Origin of the sequence: Saccharibacillus endophyticus, assembly GCF_013185185.1 — a bacterium.
Classification (GTDB): domain Bacteria; phylum Bacillota; class Bacilli; order Paenibacillales; family Paenibacillaceae; genus Saccharibacillus; species Saccharibacillus endophyticus.
The window spans coordinates 104,523-120,599 of the sequence record NZ_JAAZWE010000009.1 but is presented as its reverse complement, the minus strand read 5'-3'; the positions used below and the strand labels follow the sequence as shown (position 1 = coordinate 120,599).

Sequence of the window (16,077 nt, the reverse complement as noted above, 5' to 3'; positions counted from 1 at the left end):
GCGCGATGAACGAAGTCAGCTCGATGCTGGGCCGGATGAAAGAACTGAACGTGCAAAAAGCAAACGGCACGTACGGTGACGGCGACAAGTCGAACATCAATGCCGAGTTGAACGCCTTGGGATCGCAGATCGACAGCATCATGACGAAAACGACGTTCAACGGCATCAACATCAACAAAACAACCGGCGATTCCAACATCAGCATCCAAGCCGACGATTCGAGCTTCACAATCTCGATCAACAAAATTGATACTACAGGCTTCAGCGGTTTGAAATCGGCCACGACGCTGACGCAAGTCAGCACGGCGATCGAAAAAGTCGCAACCCAGCGCGCGAACCTCGGCGCGGTACAAAACCGTCTGGAATACACGTCGAACAACCTGGGAACGACCGTAGAAAACCTGACGGCATCCGAGTCGCGCATCCGCGATACGGACATGGCGAAGGAAATGGTCGCATTGTCGAAGAACAACATTCTCTTGCAAGCTTCGCAATCGATGCTGGCGCAAGCCAACCAGTCGCCGCAAGGCGTATTGTCGCTGCTCCGTTAATCGTTACAAAACCTTTTCGACGGCTCCGCTTCGGCGGAGCTTTTTTTTTGCTTTCTAATAATTTCGGTAAATATTTTTGCGGAAATGCCGATATATAAGGTAACAATCACGCATAGACTGAACGGATGTGCCTTATAAGCAAGATGACGAATGGAGGAATACTTATGGATACGAGCATAAAATCCGGTTTCAACGGGGCACTTCCGATGCAACAATCCTCTTTATCGAAACGGGAAACTTCGGCAGAAGCAATGGCTACCGCCCAAGCGGTTCCGATCACTACGATTCCCAAGCTTCACCAAACGCAAGAGCAGTCTTTGCAGGAGCTCGAGAAAGCCATTCAAGCTATTCAAGGCCCTCAAAAGTCTCTTGAAATCTCGATGCATGAGAAAACGCATGCGATTATGATCAAGGTTTTGAATAAAGAAACCGGGGATGTCATACGGGAAGTTCCTTCGGAAAAAATATTGGATGTCGTTGCGAAAATGATGGAGTTTTCAGGGATTCTGGTCGATAAAAGAGTTTGAGTCGATAACAGTATTTAACAGGAGGGGTTTTGATGGTCACAAGAATTACAGGCATGGCTTCCGGAATGGATATCGACTCGATGGTCAAGAAATTGATGACAGCAGAAAAAGCTCCGCTTACAAAAATGAATCAACAAAAACAGCTGATGGAGTGGAAGCGCGAGAGCTACCGAGATGTTAGTACCAAGATGGTAACATTTCAAGAAAAACTCTCTGAATTAGTAAACTCTTCGACTTTAACATCCAAGCAGGCAACCGTTACAGGTAACACGTCGGCAATTACGGCAATAGCTTCATCTTCGGCAAGCGGTGCGTTTGATGTATCCGTTACGAATCTGGCTTCCGCATCATATGCTGTTACACAAACCGCAGGAACAGGAAAATCTTTGACGGCTCCTCTTGGCGTGGCAGCAGGAAATGTTAGGGTCGGAAATGCGACTATACCAGTGGATGCAAACGAAACTATAGATTCTTTTGTTAAAAAGGTCAATAGCAATAAAGACGCTGGAGTTACGGCTATTTATGATACGAAAAATGGCATATCTTTTACTTCTAAAACAACTGGAACACTAAAAGCGGATGGGACAACTTCAAACAATCTAGTATCAATTACAGATCCTGCATCAACAGCATTTGGTATTAGTAAAAGTCTTGCAGACGCATTTGATCTTAAATTCGTAAACGGTGTGGATGCAAAAGTTACGATTAATGGACTGCAGGTTACGAAGTCGACCAATACGTTTGACATTAACGGCGTATCTTTGACATTGAATGCGGCTACTCCAAGCGGAGAAACGACAAAAGTTAATGTTGTTGATGATACTGATAAGATTGTAGCTTCGGTTAAAAGCTTTGTTGAAGCTTATAACGACGTACTTTCTTCAATTAACGGAAAAGTCGGCGAAGAACGATATAAAAAATATACGCCTCTTTCAACCGAAGAACGAGCAGCCATGAGTGATGATGAAGCCAAGTTATGGACAGACAAAGCTAAAAGCGGCATGCTCAAAAACGACAGCATTTTGCAAGATGCCGTCGCAAGCATGCGCACGGCTATGGTGCAGGGCGTCAAATTGGCTGACGGGAGCACGCTTTCCATGGTGTCGCTCGGCATCACGACCGGCAATTATCAGACCAAAGGCAAGCTGGAACTGGACACGGATAAACTGAAAGCCACTTTGCAAAGCAATCCGAATGCCGTGTCTGATTTTTTCAATCAGGATTATTCCAAAGCTTTTTCCAACAACAAATATACGGAAACAGACGGAATGTTGGCGAAAATGCGGAAAATTTCCACGGGTTCTTTGCAACGCATGTATGACACCGCAGGTACGTCCAGAGCAAGCAAGGATTTGACGGCGTCGTTCATGAATACAAGCGTTATGGGCGAGCAGTTAACTTCTCTCGATCGAAGAATCAGCGAAATGACCGAAAAACTAAATCGGATCGAAACGAATTATTTTAAAAAATTCACTGCAATGGAAACGTCCATTAACCGATATAATAGTCAGTCGTCCAGTCTGGCAGGTTTGTAATTTAAAGGAGGCTGTACATTTTGATCTATTCACCTTATCAGAAATACCAGCAAGCTCAAGCGCAAACCGCATCCAAGCCCAAGCTTCTGATCATGTTATACGACGGTGCGATTCGCTTCGTGCGCGCAGGCATGGAAGGCATCGAAGAGCGCAATTACGAGAAAGCTAATAATAATCTGTGCAAAGCGCAAGCGATTATTCACGAATTGATTTCGTCTTTGAACTTCGACTATCCGATCTCTAAAGATTTGTTGTCGATGTATGAATATATGCTGCACTGCTTGATCGAATCCAACGTGAGAAAAGACGTGACCAAATCTCAGGAAGTTTTGGAGTATATCACGGATCTTCGCGAAACTTGGGTGGAAGCAAGCAAAATGTCGGGTGCGGCCGGAGCTGTCTGATGATAGAAGAATCCGTAAAAGACGCGGCGGAAGTTTCCGTAAAGAGCCTTCTGGATCAGCTGCAATTCATGGCTGAAAGCACGATCGAAAGGCTCGATGAGATGGACGAAGAAGATTTTGAGCATTTTGCCGATCTTCGTCAACAATTGACTGAACGTATCGTGTCTGCCCGATCGGAGATCACGGACCAGGAGCGGGAACAGATCAGCTACATTTTGAAATTCGATCAACCTATTCTGCAACGCATGCAAAGCCTGAAGGATGAAGCCGGGCATTGGATGGAGCAGCAAGGCAAGATTAAGGTGCAAAAGGGTGCTTATCAGCAAGCTTATGCAGCAAATAGCATGTTTTTCGATCATCGCAAGTAATGACTCCCTCTTTGGCCATATCGGACCAAAGGGGGATTTTTTTTGCAAAGCTTCACTCAAATCGGATGAAATCCGATATATTAGGTATAGAAAAGACTACTTCAGAATGGTGGTAGAAACTTGAATAATCTCGAATTAAATCTTGCAGTTCTTAAAAATAGGTTTCCTCACGTATGGAGCGAATTGAAGAAGGTTTCGCATGTAGAGAGCGAAAATTCTAATGCATACATCGAACCGATCGAACAGGATCTTCCGTGGCTTGAAGCCGTCAAACAATCCGTAGAAAATACGGAATGCATTTTCGTATACGGATTCGGTCAAGGACTCGGGCTTGCGGATTTGATCGAGAATTATACCGATCGGCTTCTTATGGCATATGAGCCGGATATCGATCAGTTTTATCGGGCAATTTTGACTTATGATTTGACGGCTCTTTTTAATCATCCGAACTTGTATTATTTGGCGGTCGGCAAAGAGCAATTGAATTCTCTTTTCTATATCGCTTCGCTGCATATGCATCGAGAACTTGCTTTTGTTGCATTACGACATTACCTGGAATCGGAAATGGATGTTTTGCGGGAAGTGCGGGAGAAATTCCAAAAATACAACCATACTTACGAGTCCAACCAAAATACACACGAACTTTTTCAAAAGGACTGGGTTCGCAACAGCATGTATCAGATGGCAGGAATGCTGAATTCTCCTTCTATAGAAAGCTTAAAGCAGATTTATGCCGGCATGACTGCCGTTATCATCGCTTCCGGTCCGTCTCTTCAACAAGACATCGAATGGATCGAACGTTTTAAACCGCATGCTTTTATCGTGGCGGCAGGCTCCAGCATCCAAGCGCTCGTAAAGCGCGGCATAAAGCCTCATTTGGCCGTGACTCTGGATGGAGGCGTAATTAATGATAAAGTATTCGAAGCGCCGGAGACGTTGGAAGGACCTCTTCTCTATGCTTCGACCTCCTACTACGGGATCACAGATCGTAAGCCAAACGGCAAGATTCATGCGGTGATGAGCAACGATACGATAACGCAGTATTATATGGGCTTAGATCATGATCAGGTTGCAATGACGCCTACACCTACTGTCGTAGGAACCGCTATTCAGGCTGCTGTATGGATGGGAGCCGACCGCATTGTTTTGATGGGGCAGGACTTGTCTTTTCCCGGCGATAAATTTTATGCGGACGGCGTGAGTCACGCAGGTGACGACGATACTAGAAACATGGTGGAAAACGCTCAATTAGAAATACCCAACGTGCATGGAGGCATGAACAAGACCAACGTTAATTTCATGTTCATGAAAGACGCGCTCGAAAAGCTGTTCAGATCTTTACCCGATCTCGAATTTATCAATACGACACGCAACGGAGCTTCCTTGGCCGGAACAAGCTGGGAACCGATCGAAAAAGTTCATGAAGCGGTACGCAATCAAGAGTTCAAAGCCGAAGTGCTTTTTGGGAAACTTGTTCAAACAGATTCGAATTCGGAGCGAATCAAGTTTACGAAAAGCAAACTTCAGGCTACGTTAAACGATTTTTCGCAAGTGGAAAATGAAATTAAAGCCCTTTTAAAAATAATGAGTCCGCTTCGCGAGATAAGCCGCACCAAACCTGTCAAGTGTCAAAATACCATTGCGGAAATACAACAAAGATGGACCCGAATCGTCAAAAGGGACTGGTTTACGCCTATTTACGAGAGCGTGTCTCCTCGGGAAATGGCTGCTTTCGATCAAAAGCAACCATTGATCGCATTGGAACGAAACTTGATCAAAAAAGCCGATCTATTATACGAAGTGCTGGGCACATTGTTAAAAGACATTAAAAGCAAGTTTCCGTTCCTGAACGAAATTTTTGAAGAAGCGCTTTTACGCATCAAGCATGCCGAATCTAAGGAGGCCGAATTTTGAATTCCATATACAAGGACAAAAAAATTCTGGTCGTGGGCGGAACCGGGACGATAGGGTGCCATCTGGTTAAAAGACTTCTTAAGGAAGAACCTCAAGTCATTCGCATATTTAGCAGGGATGAGCATAAGCAGTACGAAATGGCGATCGAATTCTCTGATCATGCAGACCAGTTGCGCTTTTTGATCGGAGATGTGAGGGATCAACAGCGATTAGGGCGGGCGATGGAAGATATCGATTACGTATTCCATTTGGCTGCCATGAAACACGTGCCTTCTTGCGAGTATAACCCTTTCGAGGCCGTGCAGACCAATGTGATTGGAACACAAAATGTCATTCAGGCCGCAATCGAAAACAATGTAAAAAAAGTGCTGTTTACAAGTACGGACAAAGCAATTTCACCGACGAATACGTACGGAGCTACAAAACTCACGGCCGAGCGGTTGATTTCGGCAGCCGAATATCAGAAGGGTTCAAAAGCGACTATTTTTTCCTCCGTACGATTTGGCAATGTGATGGGATCGAGAGGTTCGGTTATTCCGCTGTTCAAAAAGCAGATTATCGAGAATGCTAAAATTACGGTTACTGACCCCGACATGCTCAGGTATATGATGACGCCCTCCCAGGCAATTGCGCTGATTTTGGAAGCCAACATCCTGGCCCAAGGCGGCGAAGTGTTTGTACTGAAAATGCCGGTAATTCGGGTCGGGGATTTGGCGGAAATTTTGATTGAGCTGGTCAATGAAAAATACAGGCTTCAAAAAAAAGTAGACGTCCATTCTATGGGCCTCAGACCCGGCGAGAAACGATACGAAGAATTGATGACTGACGACGAACGCTTACTTGCGGAGGAACGGGCTAATATGTATATCATACCGGCTATGTTTAAGAAAAAACAACAGGCTGCGGAAGCAGTGCAAGTCAGTCCGATCGAGATGAATCCCATTTCGAAAGATCTGATCAAAGAATGGGTTAAAAGCGAGAAATTAGTATAAGCCAAAGGAGCATATCCATGAGAATCGTGGCAATCATTCAGGCAAGAATGGGTTCAACGCGGTTGCCTGGGAAAGTAATGAAGACTTTGGGAGATCGAACCGTATTGGGGCACGTCATTATGCGATGTCAGGCTATCGAATCGGTCACTCATGTAATAGTTGCCACATCAACGTTGGGTGAAGACGATGCGATTTGTATCGAAGCGGAAAAATACGGTGTGTCACATTATCGGGGAAGTCAACGCAACGTATTGGATCGGTATTATTACGCTGCCAAAGAAATGGAGGCGGATTTGATCTTAAGGATTACATCGGACTGTCCGTTATTGGATCCACTGATTTCAGAAGCTGTAATCCAAGATTTTTTGGCCGAAATTTGCGATTATTCCAGCAGTGGGCTGAGCAATACGTTTCCTAGAGGGTTAGATACGGAAATCTTTACTTTTGCGGCGTTGGAAAAATCGCATCGCGAAGCGACGGTTGAATATGAGCGGGAGCATGTAACGCCTTATATTTATCAACACCCCGAAATTTTTACATTCCGGACTTATTCCAATCAGAAGGACGAATCGCGTTTTCGTTTGACATTGGATACTCCTCAAGATTGGGAGCTTATTCGTAAAATATATGAAGTTTTATACAAAGGCGAAATTTTCTATTGGGAAGACGTTTATCGAGTGTTGCAAGAAAATCCCGAATGGCCGCTGATCAATGCCGAAGTCCAGCAAAAAAAACTAGGAGAGTAGCGCGAAATCATCATGCAGGAGGTGTTGAAAACGAACATATTGGTTACAAGCATTTCCAAAAAAGTTCCTATGATTAAGGCAGTGAGATCAGCGATCGAACGAATAGGTTCTCCCGCTTTATTATACGGGGCTGATTTGTCTGATGATTGCGTGGCCATGTACTTCGTGGACCGTTTTTGGAAATCTCCTGATTTTTCTGAAATGCAATCTGAAGATTTAATCGCTTTTTGCAAAAGAGAAAATATTTCCGTCATTTTCCCCAGCCGCGACGGCGAACTGCTATTTTTTGCGAATGCTTATGAAGAATTCAAAAAAAACAATATTTCGGTGATGATTTCGAAGCCTGAAGGCGTACGCGCATGCATTGATAAATTAATTTTTCACGAAACGCTCTTCGATAAAGGCCTGCCTACAATCCCTACGTATTTGGACGTGCGGCAGCCTGAATCCGTTTCGGAGTGGGTCGTTAAAGAACGGTACGGTGCCGCTTCCGCGGGTATCGGATTGCGATTGACTCCGGCCGCCGCGGTCGAACATGCCCTTTATATGAAAGATCCTATTTTTCAACCCATGATTTCAGGAGATGAATATAGTATTGACGTGTATATGAGTTCGCAATGCGAGGCTGTAGGGGCATCGGTTCGAAGACGTGACAAAGTGGTGCACGGAGAATCTCAAATCACGTCGTCAAAAGCTCACCCTGTATTGGAACAGCTATGCATGAAGGCAGCCGAAGTCTTGAATTTAAGGGGACACGTAATTTTCCAAGCTATAGTCGATCACCATAATCAGGTCCATTTGATCGAGTGCAATTGTCGTTTCGGAGGCGCTTCAACGTTGAGCATCGCAATGGGTCTGGATAGTTTTCGGTGGTTTATTATGGAATCAGCAAACGAATCTGTAGAGAAGTTTCTTTTTGAACGATCCGGTCAAGAGAAGAAGATGATCCGTTATGCGGAGGACTTAATTTTATGAAAGTTTTTATATTTGATTTGGATGATACCTTGTATGACGAATTACAATTCGTGAAAAGCGGGTTTCGTTCCGTAGCAGCTTACTTATCCGAAATGTACAACGTAAATTCGGAAGAGGCTTACGCTTTTATGTTACATGTACTTGAGAAAGAAGGCAGAGGCGCCGTTTTTAATAAGTTGCTCAAGGAATATCGAATTTTCTCTTCGAAAAACGTCCGGAAATGCATATCGATTTATCGCTTGCACAGCCCGGATATACACTTGTCTAAAGAAGCCGAAGAAGTTTTGGAGAAATTGAAAAACGATTCTGTATATATCGTGACGGACGGAAATAAAGTCGTTCAAGCGAATAAGATTCGTGCGCTGGACTTAGATCGGAAAGTGAAAAAATCGTACATTACTTATCGTTATGGACGTATCCATTCTAAACCGTCTCCTTATTGCTTTTTGAAAATCGCCGAAGCGGAACAAGTACCATATTCGCAAATGGTTTACGTGGGAGACAACCCCAATAAAGATTTTGTGGGAATAAAACCTTTAGGAATCCGGACTATTCAAATTCGCCAAGGCGCCTTTTACGATTTGCCTTTTTTCGATACTCATCAAGCAGAGGTTTCGATTGAAAAGCTGACCGAGATCTTTGAGGTGATTCGACAGTGGGAGGAGGGATTCTGATATGGAACGTATTGTTTTCCGCGTCAGTGCTTCTCCTCTTATGGGGATCGGGCATTTCATGCGATGTTTTACTTTAGGACGTATGCTGAAACCATTTTACGCCCATATTCATTTCTTGTGCAATTACGACTTTCCCGAACAACTGTCGGATATGATTTTACGCGAAGGATTCTTTTTGAGTTTATTGAAAAGCGAAGGCGGATCCGTTTTTCACGTCAAAAAAGATGCGGAAGAAGTGGCAGCTTTATTGGAAGACCTGCATCCGAAATGGTTGGTAATCGATCATTATCAAATCGGATCGTCTTGGGAGAAAAAGGTGCGTTCTTATGTAGGATTCATATTGGTAATTGACGATTTGGCGGATCGCTTGCATGATTGTGATGTGTTGCTCGATCAAAACCTGTATCCGAATCTGGAAAGTCGGTATGAAGGACTGATTCCCTATGCAAGTCGAGCCCTTTTGGGGCCTGCCTATCTGCTTTTAAAGCCCGAGTTTTATCGCCAAGAAATTCCGACAGTCAGACGCGAAATCAAAAAGGTCATGGTAAATTTCGGAGGAAGTGATCCGACTGACGAAATTACCAAAGTATTAGAGATGTTGTCCAGACATAATGATGAATTGAAAGAATTCTTTTTTTACATTATAGGCGGCCCCTCCAACCTGAGAGAAAAGGAAATTCGCCATCGGTGCGAACAGCTGGAGAATGCCGTTTATTTCGCTCACATAGAAATGGAAAAATTACTGGGTTCTATCGATCTTGCAATAGGCGCAGGCGGCATTACAATGTGGGAGCGTTGTTTCATGGGAGTTCCCGCGGGAGTAATTATCGTGGCCGAAAATCAGATCGAAGCTGTCAAAGAAGCCGCGCGCAAAGAAGTGATTTGGAATCTGGGTCTAAGTCATGAGGTTTCGCAAGAGACGTTGTTGCAATTTTTACGCGAACGATTGAAACATCCGGATAAAAATGCTCGAATGAGTGAAAATTGCTTTAAAATCATGCAGCCGTTATATCAAAACGAAGAACATCCTGTAGTTACAATAATGAGGGAGGCGCTATGATTGGAATTTAAAATCGGAAATCGTTGGGTCGGGAAAAATCATAAACCGTTTGTTATTGCCGAAATGTCGGGAAACCATAATCATTCGTTAGAGCGAGCGCTACAAATCGTTGAAGAAGCCGCAAAATCGGGTGCGGACGCCTTGAAGCTCCAAACATATACGGCAGAAACGATGACGCTTGACATCCATGAGGGAGATTTCTTCATTCAAGACAGCAATAGTCTTTGGCAGGGAAACTCATTATACAATCTCTATTTGGAAGCCTATACGCCTTGGGAATGGCATAAACCTATCTTTGATCGGGCGAGTGAACTGGGGATGTTGGCGTTTAGCACGCCGTTCGACGAAACGGCCGTAGACTTCTTAGAAGAATTAAACGTGCCTGCTTATAAAATTGCGTCATTCGAAAACACGGATATTCAACTGATCCGCAAAGTAGCGGCTACGGGAAAGCCGCTTATTATTTCTACGGGCATGGCCTCGGTTGCCGAGCTTGATGAATCGGTTCGGGCGGCAAGAGCGGCCGGTTGTGAAAATTTAGTTTTGTTGAAGTGCACAAGCACGTATCCGGCAACGCCGGAAAATACGAATATTTCAACATTACCTCATTTGGAACAGTTGTTTAATTGTACAGTAGGCATGTCGGATCATACGATGGGGGTCGGAGTTTCCGTAGCCGCAGTGGCTCTGGGAGCGGTAGTTATCGAAAAGCATTTTACCCTTCGGAGAGCTGACGGAGGAGTCGATTCTGCGTTTTCGCTCGAGCCGGAGGAATTGAAGGCACTCGTGGTCGAGACGGAACGTGCTTGGAAAGCATTGGGCAGCATTACTTACGGCGTTACTGACCGAGAGCGTGAATCGCTTAAGCATCGACGTTCATTATATATTTCAAAAGATTTGAAAAAAGGCGACGTATTGACTAAAGAAAATATTAAGGCCATTCGTCCTGGTATGGGTTTGCCTACCAAATATCTGGATGAATTGCTCGGACGTACCGTTTCGAAAGACGTTATCAAAGGCACGCCGTTGACTTGGGAGGTTATTTGAAATGAACAAAAACATTTTGCTTACGGGCGGCGCCGGGTTTATTGGCCGTTGGGTAGCTAAAGAATTATTGAATGAAGGACACAATGTTTGGATTTTGGACGACTTATCCAATGGACGCGAAAGCAATATTGATGAATTTAAAAATCATGCTAATTTGAAAGCTTTTATTCAAGGTACGATTTTGGACGAGAATCTTTTGAAAAAATTATTTACTCAGCATGCTTTTGATCTATGTTACCATCTGGGAGCGTCGATCAACGTTCAGGATTCGATCGATGATCCGCGTACTACGTTTAACAATGATACGGTGGGGACTTTTTATATTTTAGAGCAATGCAAAAAGCATAACACCAAGATTGTATTCATGAGTACATGCATGGTATACGATCGTTGCATCAACGAAGGCGGAATTGATGAACTTCATCCTATCAAGCCAGCTTCCCCGTATGCGGGGGCCAAAATCAGCGCGGAGAATATGGTGCTTTCTTATTATTACGCCTACGATTTGCCTGCCGTGGTCATTCGTCCGTTTAACACGTATGGTCCTTTTCAAAAAACGGGCGGAGAAGGCGGAGTCGTAGCTATTTTCATTAAAAACGATTTAGAGGGCAACCTGCTTAATATTTATGGAGAAGGAACTCAGACGCGAGATCTTCTTTACGTAGAAGATTGCGCGCGGTTTGTTGTCGCTGCCGGATTTAATAATGAAGTGAACGGAGAAATCGTTAATGCGGGTGTGGGTAAGGATATATCCGTAAACGAGTTAGCACTGCTGATCGCAAGCGACAAAGATCGTATCCAACACGTCAAACATATTCATCCTCAAAGCGAGATTCAAAAGTTGCTTTGTAATTCTGCTAAAGCCAAACGTTTGTTGGATTGGGAGGCAGAAGTTTCGTTGGAAGAAGGCATACGGCGCACGCGACAGTGGATTAAGCACGGAGGACTTGCTTAGTTTTACGTTCAATTTGAATAAAATAGTCAATAACTTGCTAATGAAAGGAATGATTGCGATGAAAAAAGTTATTCTTTTTGGTGCAGGTGACGGAGGACTTCGCGCGAAATCTGCTTTGACAAACGGTTTTGAAATCATAGCTTTTGTAGATAATGATACCACAAAACAAGGGAAATCTTTTCTAAATAAACCGGTTCTTTCTCCCGTACAAATCAAAGAATGGGATTATGATTATGTCGTCATTAGCAATATTTACGGAGATCAGGTATCCAAACAATTGGTAGAGGAAAGCGGAGTACCCCCTCATAAAATTATAGATGCTTACCACAATATGATGTTCGATTCCAGAATCGCTATGCTTCGACAAGTGGCGGACGAAATCAAGGAATTCGAAGTGAAGGGAGCAATAGCGGAGCTAGGGGTGTATAAAGGAGATTTTGCGGCATACATCAATGCTGTATTTCCGGACCGCCCCTTTTATTTATTCGACACGTTCGAAGGATTCAGCGAAAAGGATACGTCGTATGATGTGAAACACCATTTCTCTAATGCCCAAGTAGGAGAATTTCAGGATACCGATGTAGAGTCTGTTTTAAAGCGCATGCCTTTTTCGCAAAACTGCATCGTGCGAAAAGGATATTTTCCCGAAACCGCGGAGAATCTCGAAGAAAAATTCTCATTCGTAAGCATCGATGTGGATCTGTATCAGCCTATTTTGGAAGGACTTAAATATTTTTATCCTCGCCTACAAGAGGGCGGATACATTTTTATTCACGACTATAACAATAGCCGTTTTTTTGGAGTGAAAGAAGCGGTAAGAAGTTATTGTAAAGTCAATAAGATCAGATATGTGCCGATTAACGATCTTTGCGGAAGCGTAGTTCTCGTAAAATAGGAGGAGGACCGACCGAAAATGTCTATTAAAAGAGAAAAAATGTTGCCTTACGGCCAACAATGGCTGGATGAAGAAGATATTGAGGCTGTGGTACAAGTGTTGAAAGGTGATTTCATCACGCAAGGTCCTGCTATTGAAGCATTCGAGCGAAAAGTCTCCGATTATGCAGGTACTCGTTACGGAGTGGCTTTCGCGAATGGTACGGCAGCGCTACACGCTGCATGCTTCGCAGCCGAAATCGGTCCAAACGATGAAGTTATTACTACTCCGCTTACATTTTTGGCGAGCAGTAACTGCATTCTGTATCAGGGCGGAACCCCGGTATTCGCGGACATCAATCCCGTAACCTATAATATCGATCCGCACGAAATTGAATTGAAATTGACGCCATATACCAAAGCCGTCATTCCTGTCGACTTCAGCGGACAACCGGCTGAAATGGACCGTATCCAGGAAATCGCACGATTGCATAACTTGATCGTAATCGAAGATGCAGCACATTCTATCGGTGCGCAATATCAGGGACGCAAGGTCGGAACATGGGCAGATATGACCATGTTCAGTTTTCACCCGGTCAAGCATGTAACGACAGGCGAAGGCGGAATAATCGTGACTGATAACGAACGCTTTTATCGCCGCTTGCTACAGTTTCGAAATCATGGTATGACACGGGACCCACAAGAATTGATATCAAATGAAGGTCCGTGGTATTACGAAATGCAGTCGCTTGGCTATAATTATCGTATGACAGATATTCAAGCTGCTTTGGGTACATCTCAAATGAATAAATTAGATGCTTTTATTGAGAAAAGAAAGATTTTAGCTGACTTGTACTCTGCTAAATTAGCGGATACTCCAGGCGTTATATTGCCTTCTCAACATGCAGATGCTTCTTCAAGTTGGCATCTGTATATTATTCAACTTGACTCCAAGTTGAATATTCCTGATCGAAAGAATGTTTTTCAAAAACTTCGGGACATGAACATCGGCGTCAATGTTCATTATATGCCGGTATACTTACAACCCTATTACAAAAATCTTGGATATCATAGAGGATTATGTCCCCATGCTGAGAGCTACTACGAAAACTGCTTGACTCTGCCCCTTTTTCCTAAAATGACAGAACAAGATATAGACTATGTCGTGACATGCATCAAAGAAGCCATAAATGAAATGTGAATTGAAAAAATATAAAAGGACTGTTTAGAAAATGTTTTCAAAATATTTCTATGCAGTTCTTTTTCTTGTTTATATGAAATTTTCGTATGAATTTACTATTAATATTAACACCTCTATATTCCGATATTAGAAAAAGGATTATTTAACTTAAAAGTAGGAGATGTAAGCATGCAAAGCAGCGGATTTATTCGTAACAAATATGAGGAACTACACAAAGTTAACCAAAAAATTCAAGAATCTTTTCAGAAAAGCATGGATATAACTTTAATCGAATCTTTAGTAGAAGATTATAAAAAATTGAACGAAGACGTCACTTTAGTTTCTTTTTGGAGTAATATTTTTTTTCAAAAACAACAATACGTAACGGCGAAATCAGTATTGGAAGAAGGAATATTGAAATATCCTTTTAGCTTTGATCTCCAGTTTAATTTAGGCTTAACACAAGAAATGCTTGGAGAAAAAGATAAAGCTTTGTACAGTTACTTAAAAGCTTTGAAGTACTCTGGCGAGTCTAACAAAAGGTTAGCAGAAAGTTACATAAATCGAATGGTTGGAGAGCTGGCGGAATTGTATAAAGGCAATTCGATGAAGCACTCGAAGATAATAGCTAAAGCAAATCGAATCATGAGCGAGCAGGACGAGCGTTACTTTCCGATGGATAAAAATAAAAAAAGTTTGATTCGTCAAGTGCGGCAAAAAGGAACTTCGGAAGAGCATATGACAAATTTATATAAGTGTGTATTGTTAGAAAACGTAGATGATTCAACAAGGTATTTGGCAATGACCGAGACTTTGAAAGGTCAAGAGATTAGCGGACAAACCGTATTCAACTTAAAAGATTCGGCTGTAATTCCTGTATCTTTATTAGAAAAAGAAACAACTTTTCGTCTGAAGGAGAATGAGAAATCTTATTCTTTTTCTCAAAAAGAATTACCTTTCCAGCGTTATCATTATTTGAAGTTCAACAATTCAGGAAGATTGAAAATCAATTCCAATAAACCTGTTTTTATAGGAAATCCTATTTATTTGAAAGATGCACCTAAAGCTAAACGACTGATTTTAAATATTTTCATAGATGGTTTATCTTTTGATTTTCTGCAAAAAAATGAATGGGAATCTTTCATGCCGTATACGCACTCTTATTTTTCTAAAGGGATCATCGCTACAAATTGTTACGCAACCAGCGAATGGACGTTTCCTAGTGTCGCAAGCATGTATACGGGGAACTACACGATACGACATGGAGTATTTCATCCCGAACTTATCCATCCTTTCGCGGAGCGGAACAAAATGATGCAGGAGTATTTTAAAGAAGCCGGATACTTTACTGCTCAAATAGGCGGAGATTGGAGAGTCACGCCGGAGCATGGTTATTACAAAGGATTCGACAGGATTTTGTATCAGAATTTTGGCGGAGGAATCGCAGACGGTAGTAAAATTATTTCCGAGACGCTTGAGCACCTCGAACTATTTAAAGGAAAAAATCAAATGTTATGGATCTCGATTGCTGATGTCCATCATGTGCCGGACGAAGTCGAATTGAATCCTATTGTTCAAGCTCAAATTCCTATCGCTGAACGAGCCAACCAAACGACTAAAGGGACAACTACGGTTTTGACTGGTTATGATGAGCATAAGCATAAGAGATATTTAGAAGAGATAAAGAGAATCGACTTCCACTTGAGAAGTCTTTACGATTATTTGGACGAACAGTATAGTGAGGACGAAGTTTTAATCGTGTTGAATTCGGATCATGGTCAATCTTTTTTGGAAGAAACATCTTTTTTGTTGAGCGAAAGTCGGCGTCGAGTGCCTTTGATGATCCGAGGTGCATCCGGCGTTTCCGGAGAAACCGAGGAATTTATCGAACTGATCGACTTGCTTCCGATACTTTTGCATGAAGCAGGTATCGAAATCCCTTCTGCAATTCAAGGACGTCTTCCTAAGAAATTTGGCGGGCCGGAAGAAAGAAATTTTGCATTTACTGAAGCTATTCACCCAGGCCAAACCTATAAAGCGGCTATCACAGACAAGAATCATATTTTCCATTTCGAGAATAAGGAAAATTTATCGACTAACGGTCTAATCAATATTAACGATTACACGACCAAGTTAATAAATATCAACAGCAATAAAGACGAAACAGAGCAGTTCTTAGAGAAATCTAATTATTATGAAGAATACATCTGGAATCATATCAAATCTCATATCAAAATAGATTGATTTTAAACGATGAAAGGGTTTGATTACTAAAC

Annotated in this window: 16 protein-coding genes; all 16 read left to right on the top strand. The window is 42.7% G+C overall.

Annotated features, from left to right (window positions below; genetic code table 11):
- A partial coding sequence (locus HRQ63_RS24110; RefSeq protein ID WP_172247701.1) for a flagellin occupies positions 1-551 on the top strand: 551 nt, incomplete at its 5' end.
- A 164-nt stretch (positions 552-715) separates the two neighbouring features.
- Positions 716-1,078: a flagellar protein FlaG gene (locus HRQ63_RS24105; protein WP_172247700.1), complete on the top strand. Its 363-nt coding sequence runs from the start codon at positions 716-718 to the stop codon at positions 1,076-1,078.
- Between the two features lie 32 nt (positions 1,079-1,110).
- Positions 1,111-2,613: a flagellar filament capping protein FliD gene (gene fliD / locus HRQ63_RS24100; RefSeq protein WP_172247699.1), complete on the top strand. Its 1,503-nt coding sequence runs from the start codon at positions 1,111-1,113 to the stop codon at positions 2,611-2,613.
- A gap of 20 nt (positions 2,614-2,633) precedes the next feature.
- Positions 2,634-3,017: a flagellar export chaperone FliS gene (gene fliS / locus HRQ63_RS24095; RefSeq protein WP_172247698.1), complete on the top strand. Its 384-nt coding sequence runs from the start codon at positions 2,634-2,636 to the stop codon at positions 3,015-3,017.
- A complete protein-coding gene (locus HRQ63_RS24090) occupies positions 3,017-3,385 on the top strand; it encodes a hypothetical protein (protein WP_172247697.1) in 369 nt (122 codons plus the stop codon). The genes fliS and HRQ63_RS24090 overlap by 1 nt, the downstream gene beginning before the upstream one ends.
- 120 nt (positions 3,386-3,505) lie before the next feature.
- Complete coding sequence (locus HRQ63_RS24085) at positions 3,506-5,299, top strand: motility associated factor glycosyltransferase family protein (protein WP_172247696.1); 1,794 nt, start codon at positions 3,506-3,508, stop codon at positions 5,297-5,299.
- Positions 5,293-6,291: an SDR family NAD(P)-dependent oxidoreductase gene (locus tag HRQ63_RS24080; protein WP_172247708.1), complete on the top strand. Its 999-nt coding sequence runs from the start codon at positions 5,293-5,295 to the stop codon at positions 6,289-6,291. The genes HRQ63_RS24085 and HRQ63_RS24080 overlap by 7 nt, the downstream gene beginning before the upstream one ends.
- Positions 6,292-6,308: 17 nt before the next feature.
- The gene (locus HRQ63_RS24075; protein ID WP_172247695.1) at positions 6,309-7,037 is read left to right on the top strand and encodes a cytidylyltransferase domain-containing protein; all 729 of its coding nucleotides are present in this window, start codon (positions 6,309-6,311) and stop codon (positions 7,035-7,037) included.
- A 24-nt stretch (positions 7,038-7,061) separates the two neighbouring features.
- A complete protein-coding gene (locus HRQ63_RS24070; RefSeq protein WP_229714337.1) occupies positions 7,062-8,012 on the top strand; it encodes an ATP-grasp domain-containing protein in 951 nt (316 codons plus the stop codon).
- Complete coding sequence (locus HRQ63_RS24065; RefSeq protein ID WP_172247693.1) at positions 8,009-8,686, top strand: HAD family hydrolase; 678 nt, start codon at positions 8,009-8,011, stop codon at positions 8,684-8,686. Before HRQ63_RS24070 ends, HRQ63_RS24065 begins: the two co-directional genes overlap by 4 nt.
- Position 8,687: 1 nt before the next feature.
- Positions 8,688-9,746, top strand: a complete 1,059-nt coding sequence (pseG, locus tag HRQ63_RS24060; protein WP_172247692.1) for a UDP-2,4-diacetamido-2,4,6-trideoxy-beta-L-altropyranose hydrolase — start codon at positions 8,688-8,690, stop codon at positions 9,744-9,746.
- On the top strand, positions 9,747-10,793 hold the full coding sequence (gene pseI, locus HRQ63_RS24055) for a pseudaminic acid synthase (RefSeq protein WP_172247691.1): 1,047 nt from the start codon (positions 9,747-9,749) through the stop codon (positions 10,791-10,793).
- Between the two features lies 1 nt (position 10,794).
- Positions 10,795-11,748, top strand: coding sequence for a dTDP-glucose 4,6-dehydratase (locus tag HRQ63_RS24050; RefSeq protein WP_172247690.1), 954 nt, complete (start codon positions 10,795-10,797; stop codon positions 11,746-11,748).
- Positions 11,749-11,806: 58 nt separating this feature from the next.
- On the top strand, positions 11,807-12,643 hold the full coding sequence (locus HRQ63_RS24045) for a TylF/MycF/NovP-related O-methyltransferase (protein ID WP_172247689.1): 837 nt from the start codon (positions 11,807-11,809) through the stop codon (positions 12,641-12,643).
- A gap of 18 nt (positions 12,644-12,661) precedes the next feature.
- Positions 12,662-13,822, top strand: coding sequence for a UDP-4-amino-4,6-dideoxy-N-acetyl-beta-L-altrosamine transaminase (gene pseC / locus HRQ63_RS24040; RefSeq protein WP_172247688.1), 1,161 nt, complete (start codon positions 12,662-12,664; stop codon positions 13,820-13,822).
- Between the two features lie 168 nt (positions 13,823-13,990).
- Complete coding sequence (locus tag HRQ63_RS24035) at positions 13,991-16,045, top strand: sulfatase-like hydrolase/transferase (RefSeq protein WP_172247687.1); 2,055 nt, start codon at positions 13,991-13,993, stop codon at positions 16,043-16,045.
- Positions 16,046-16,077 lie beyond the last annotated feature (32 nt).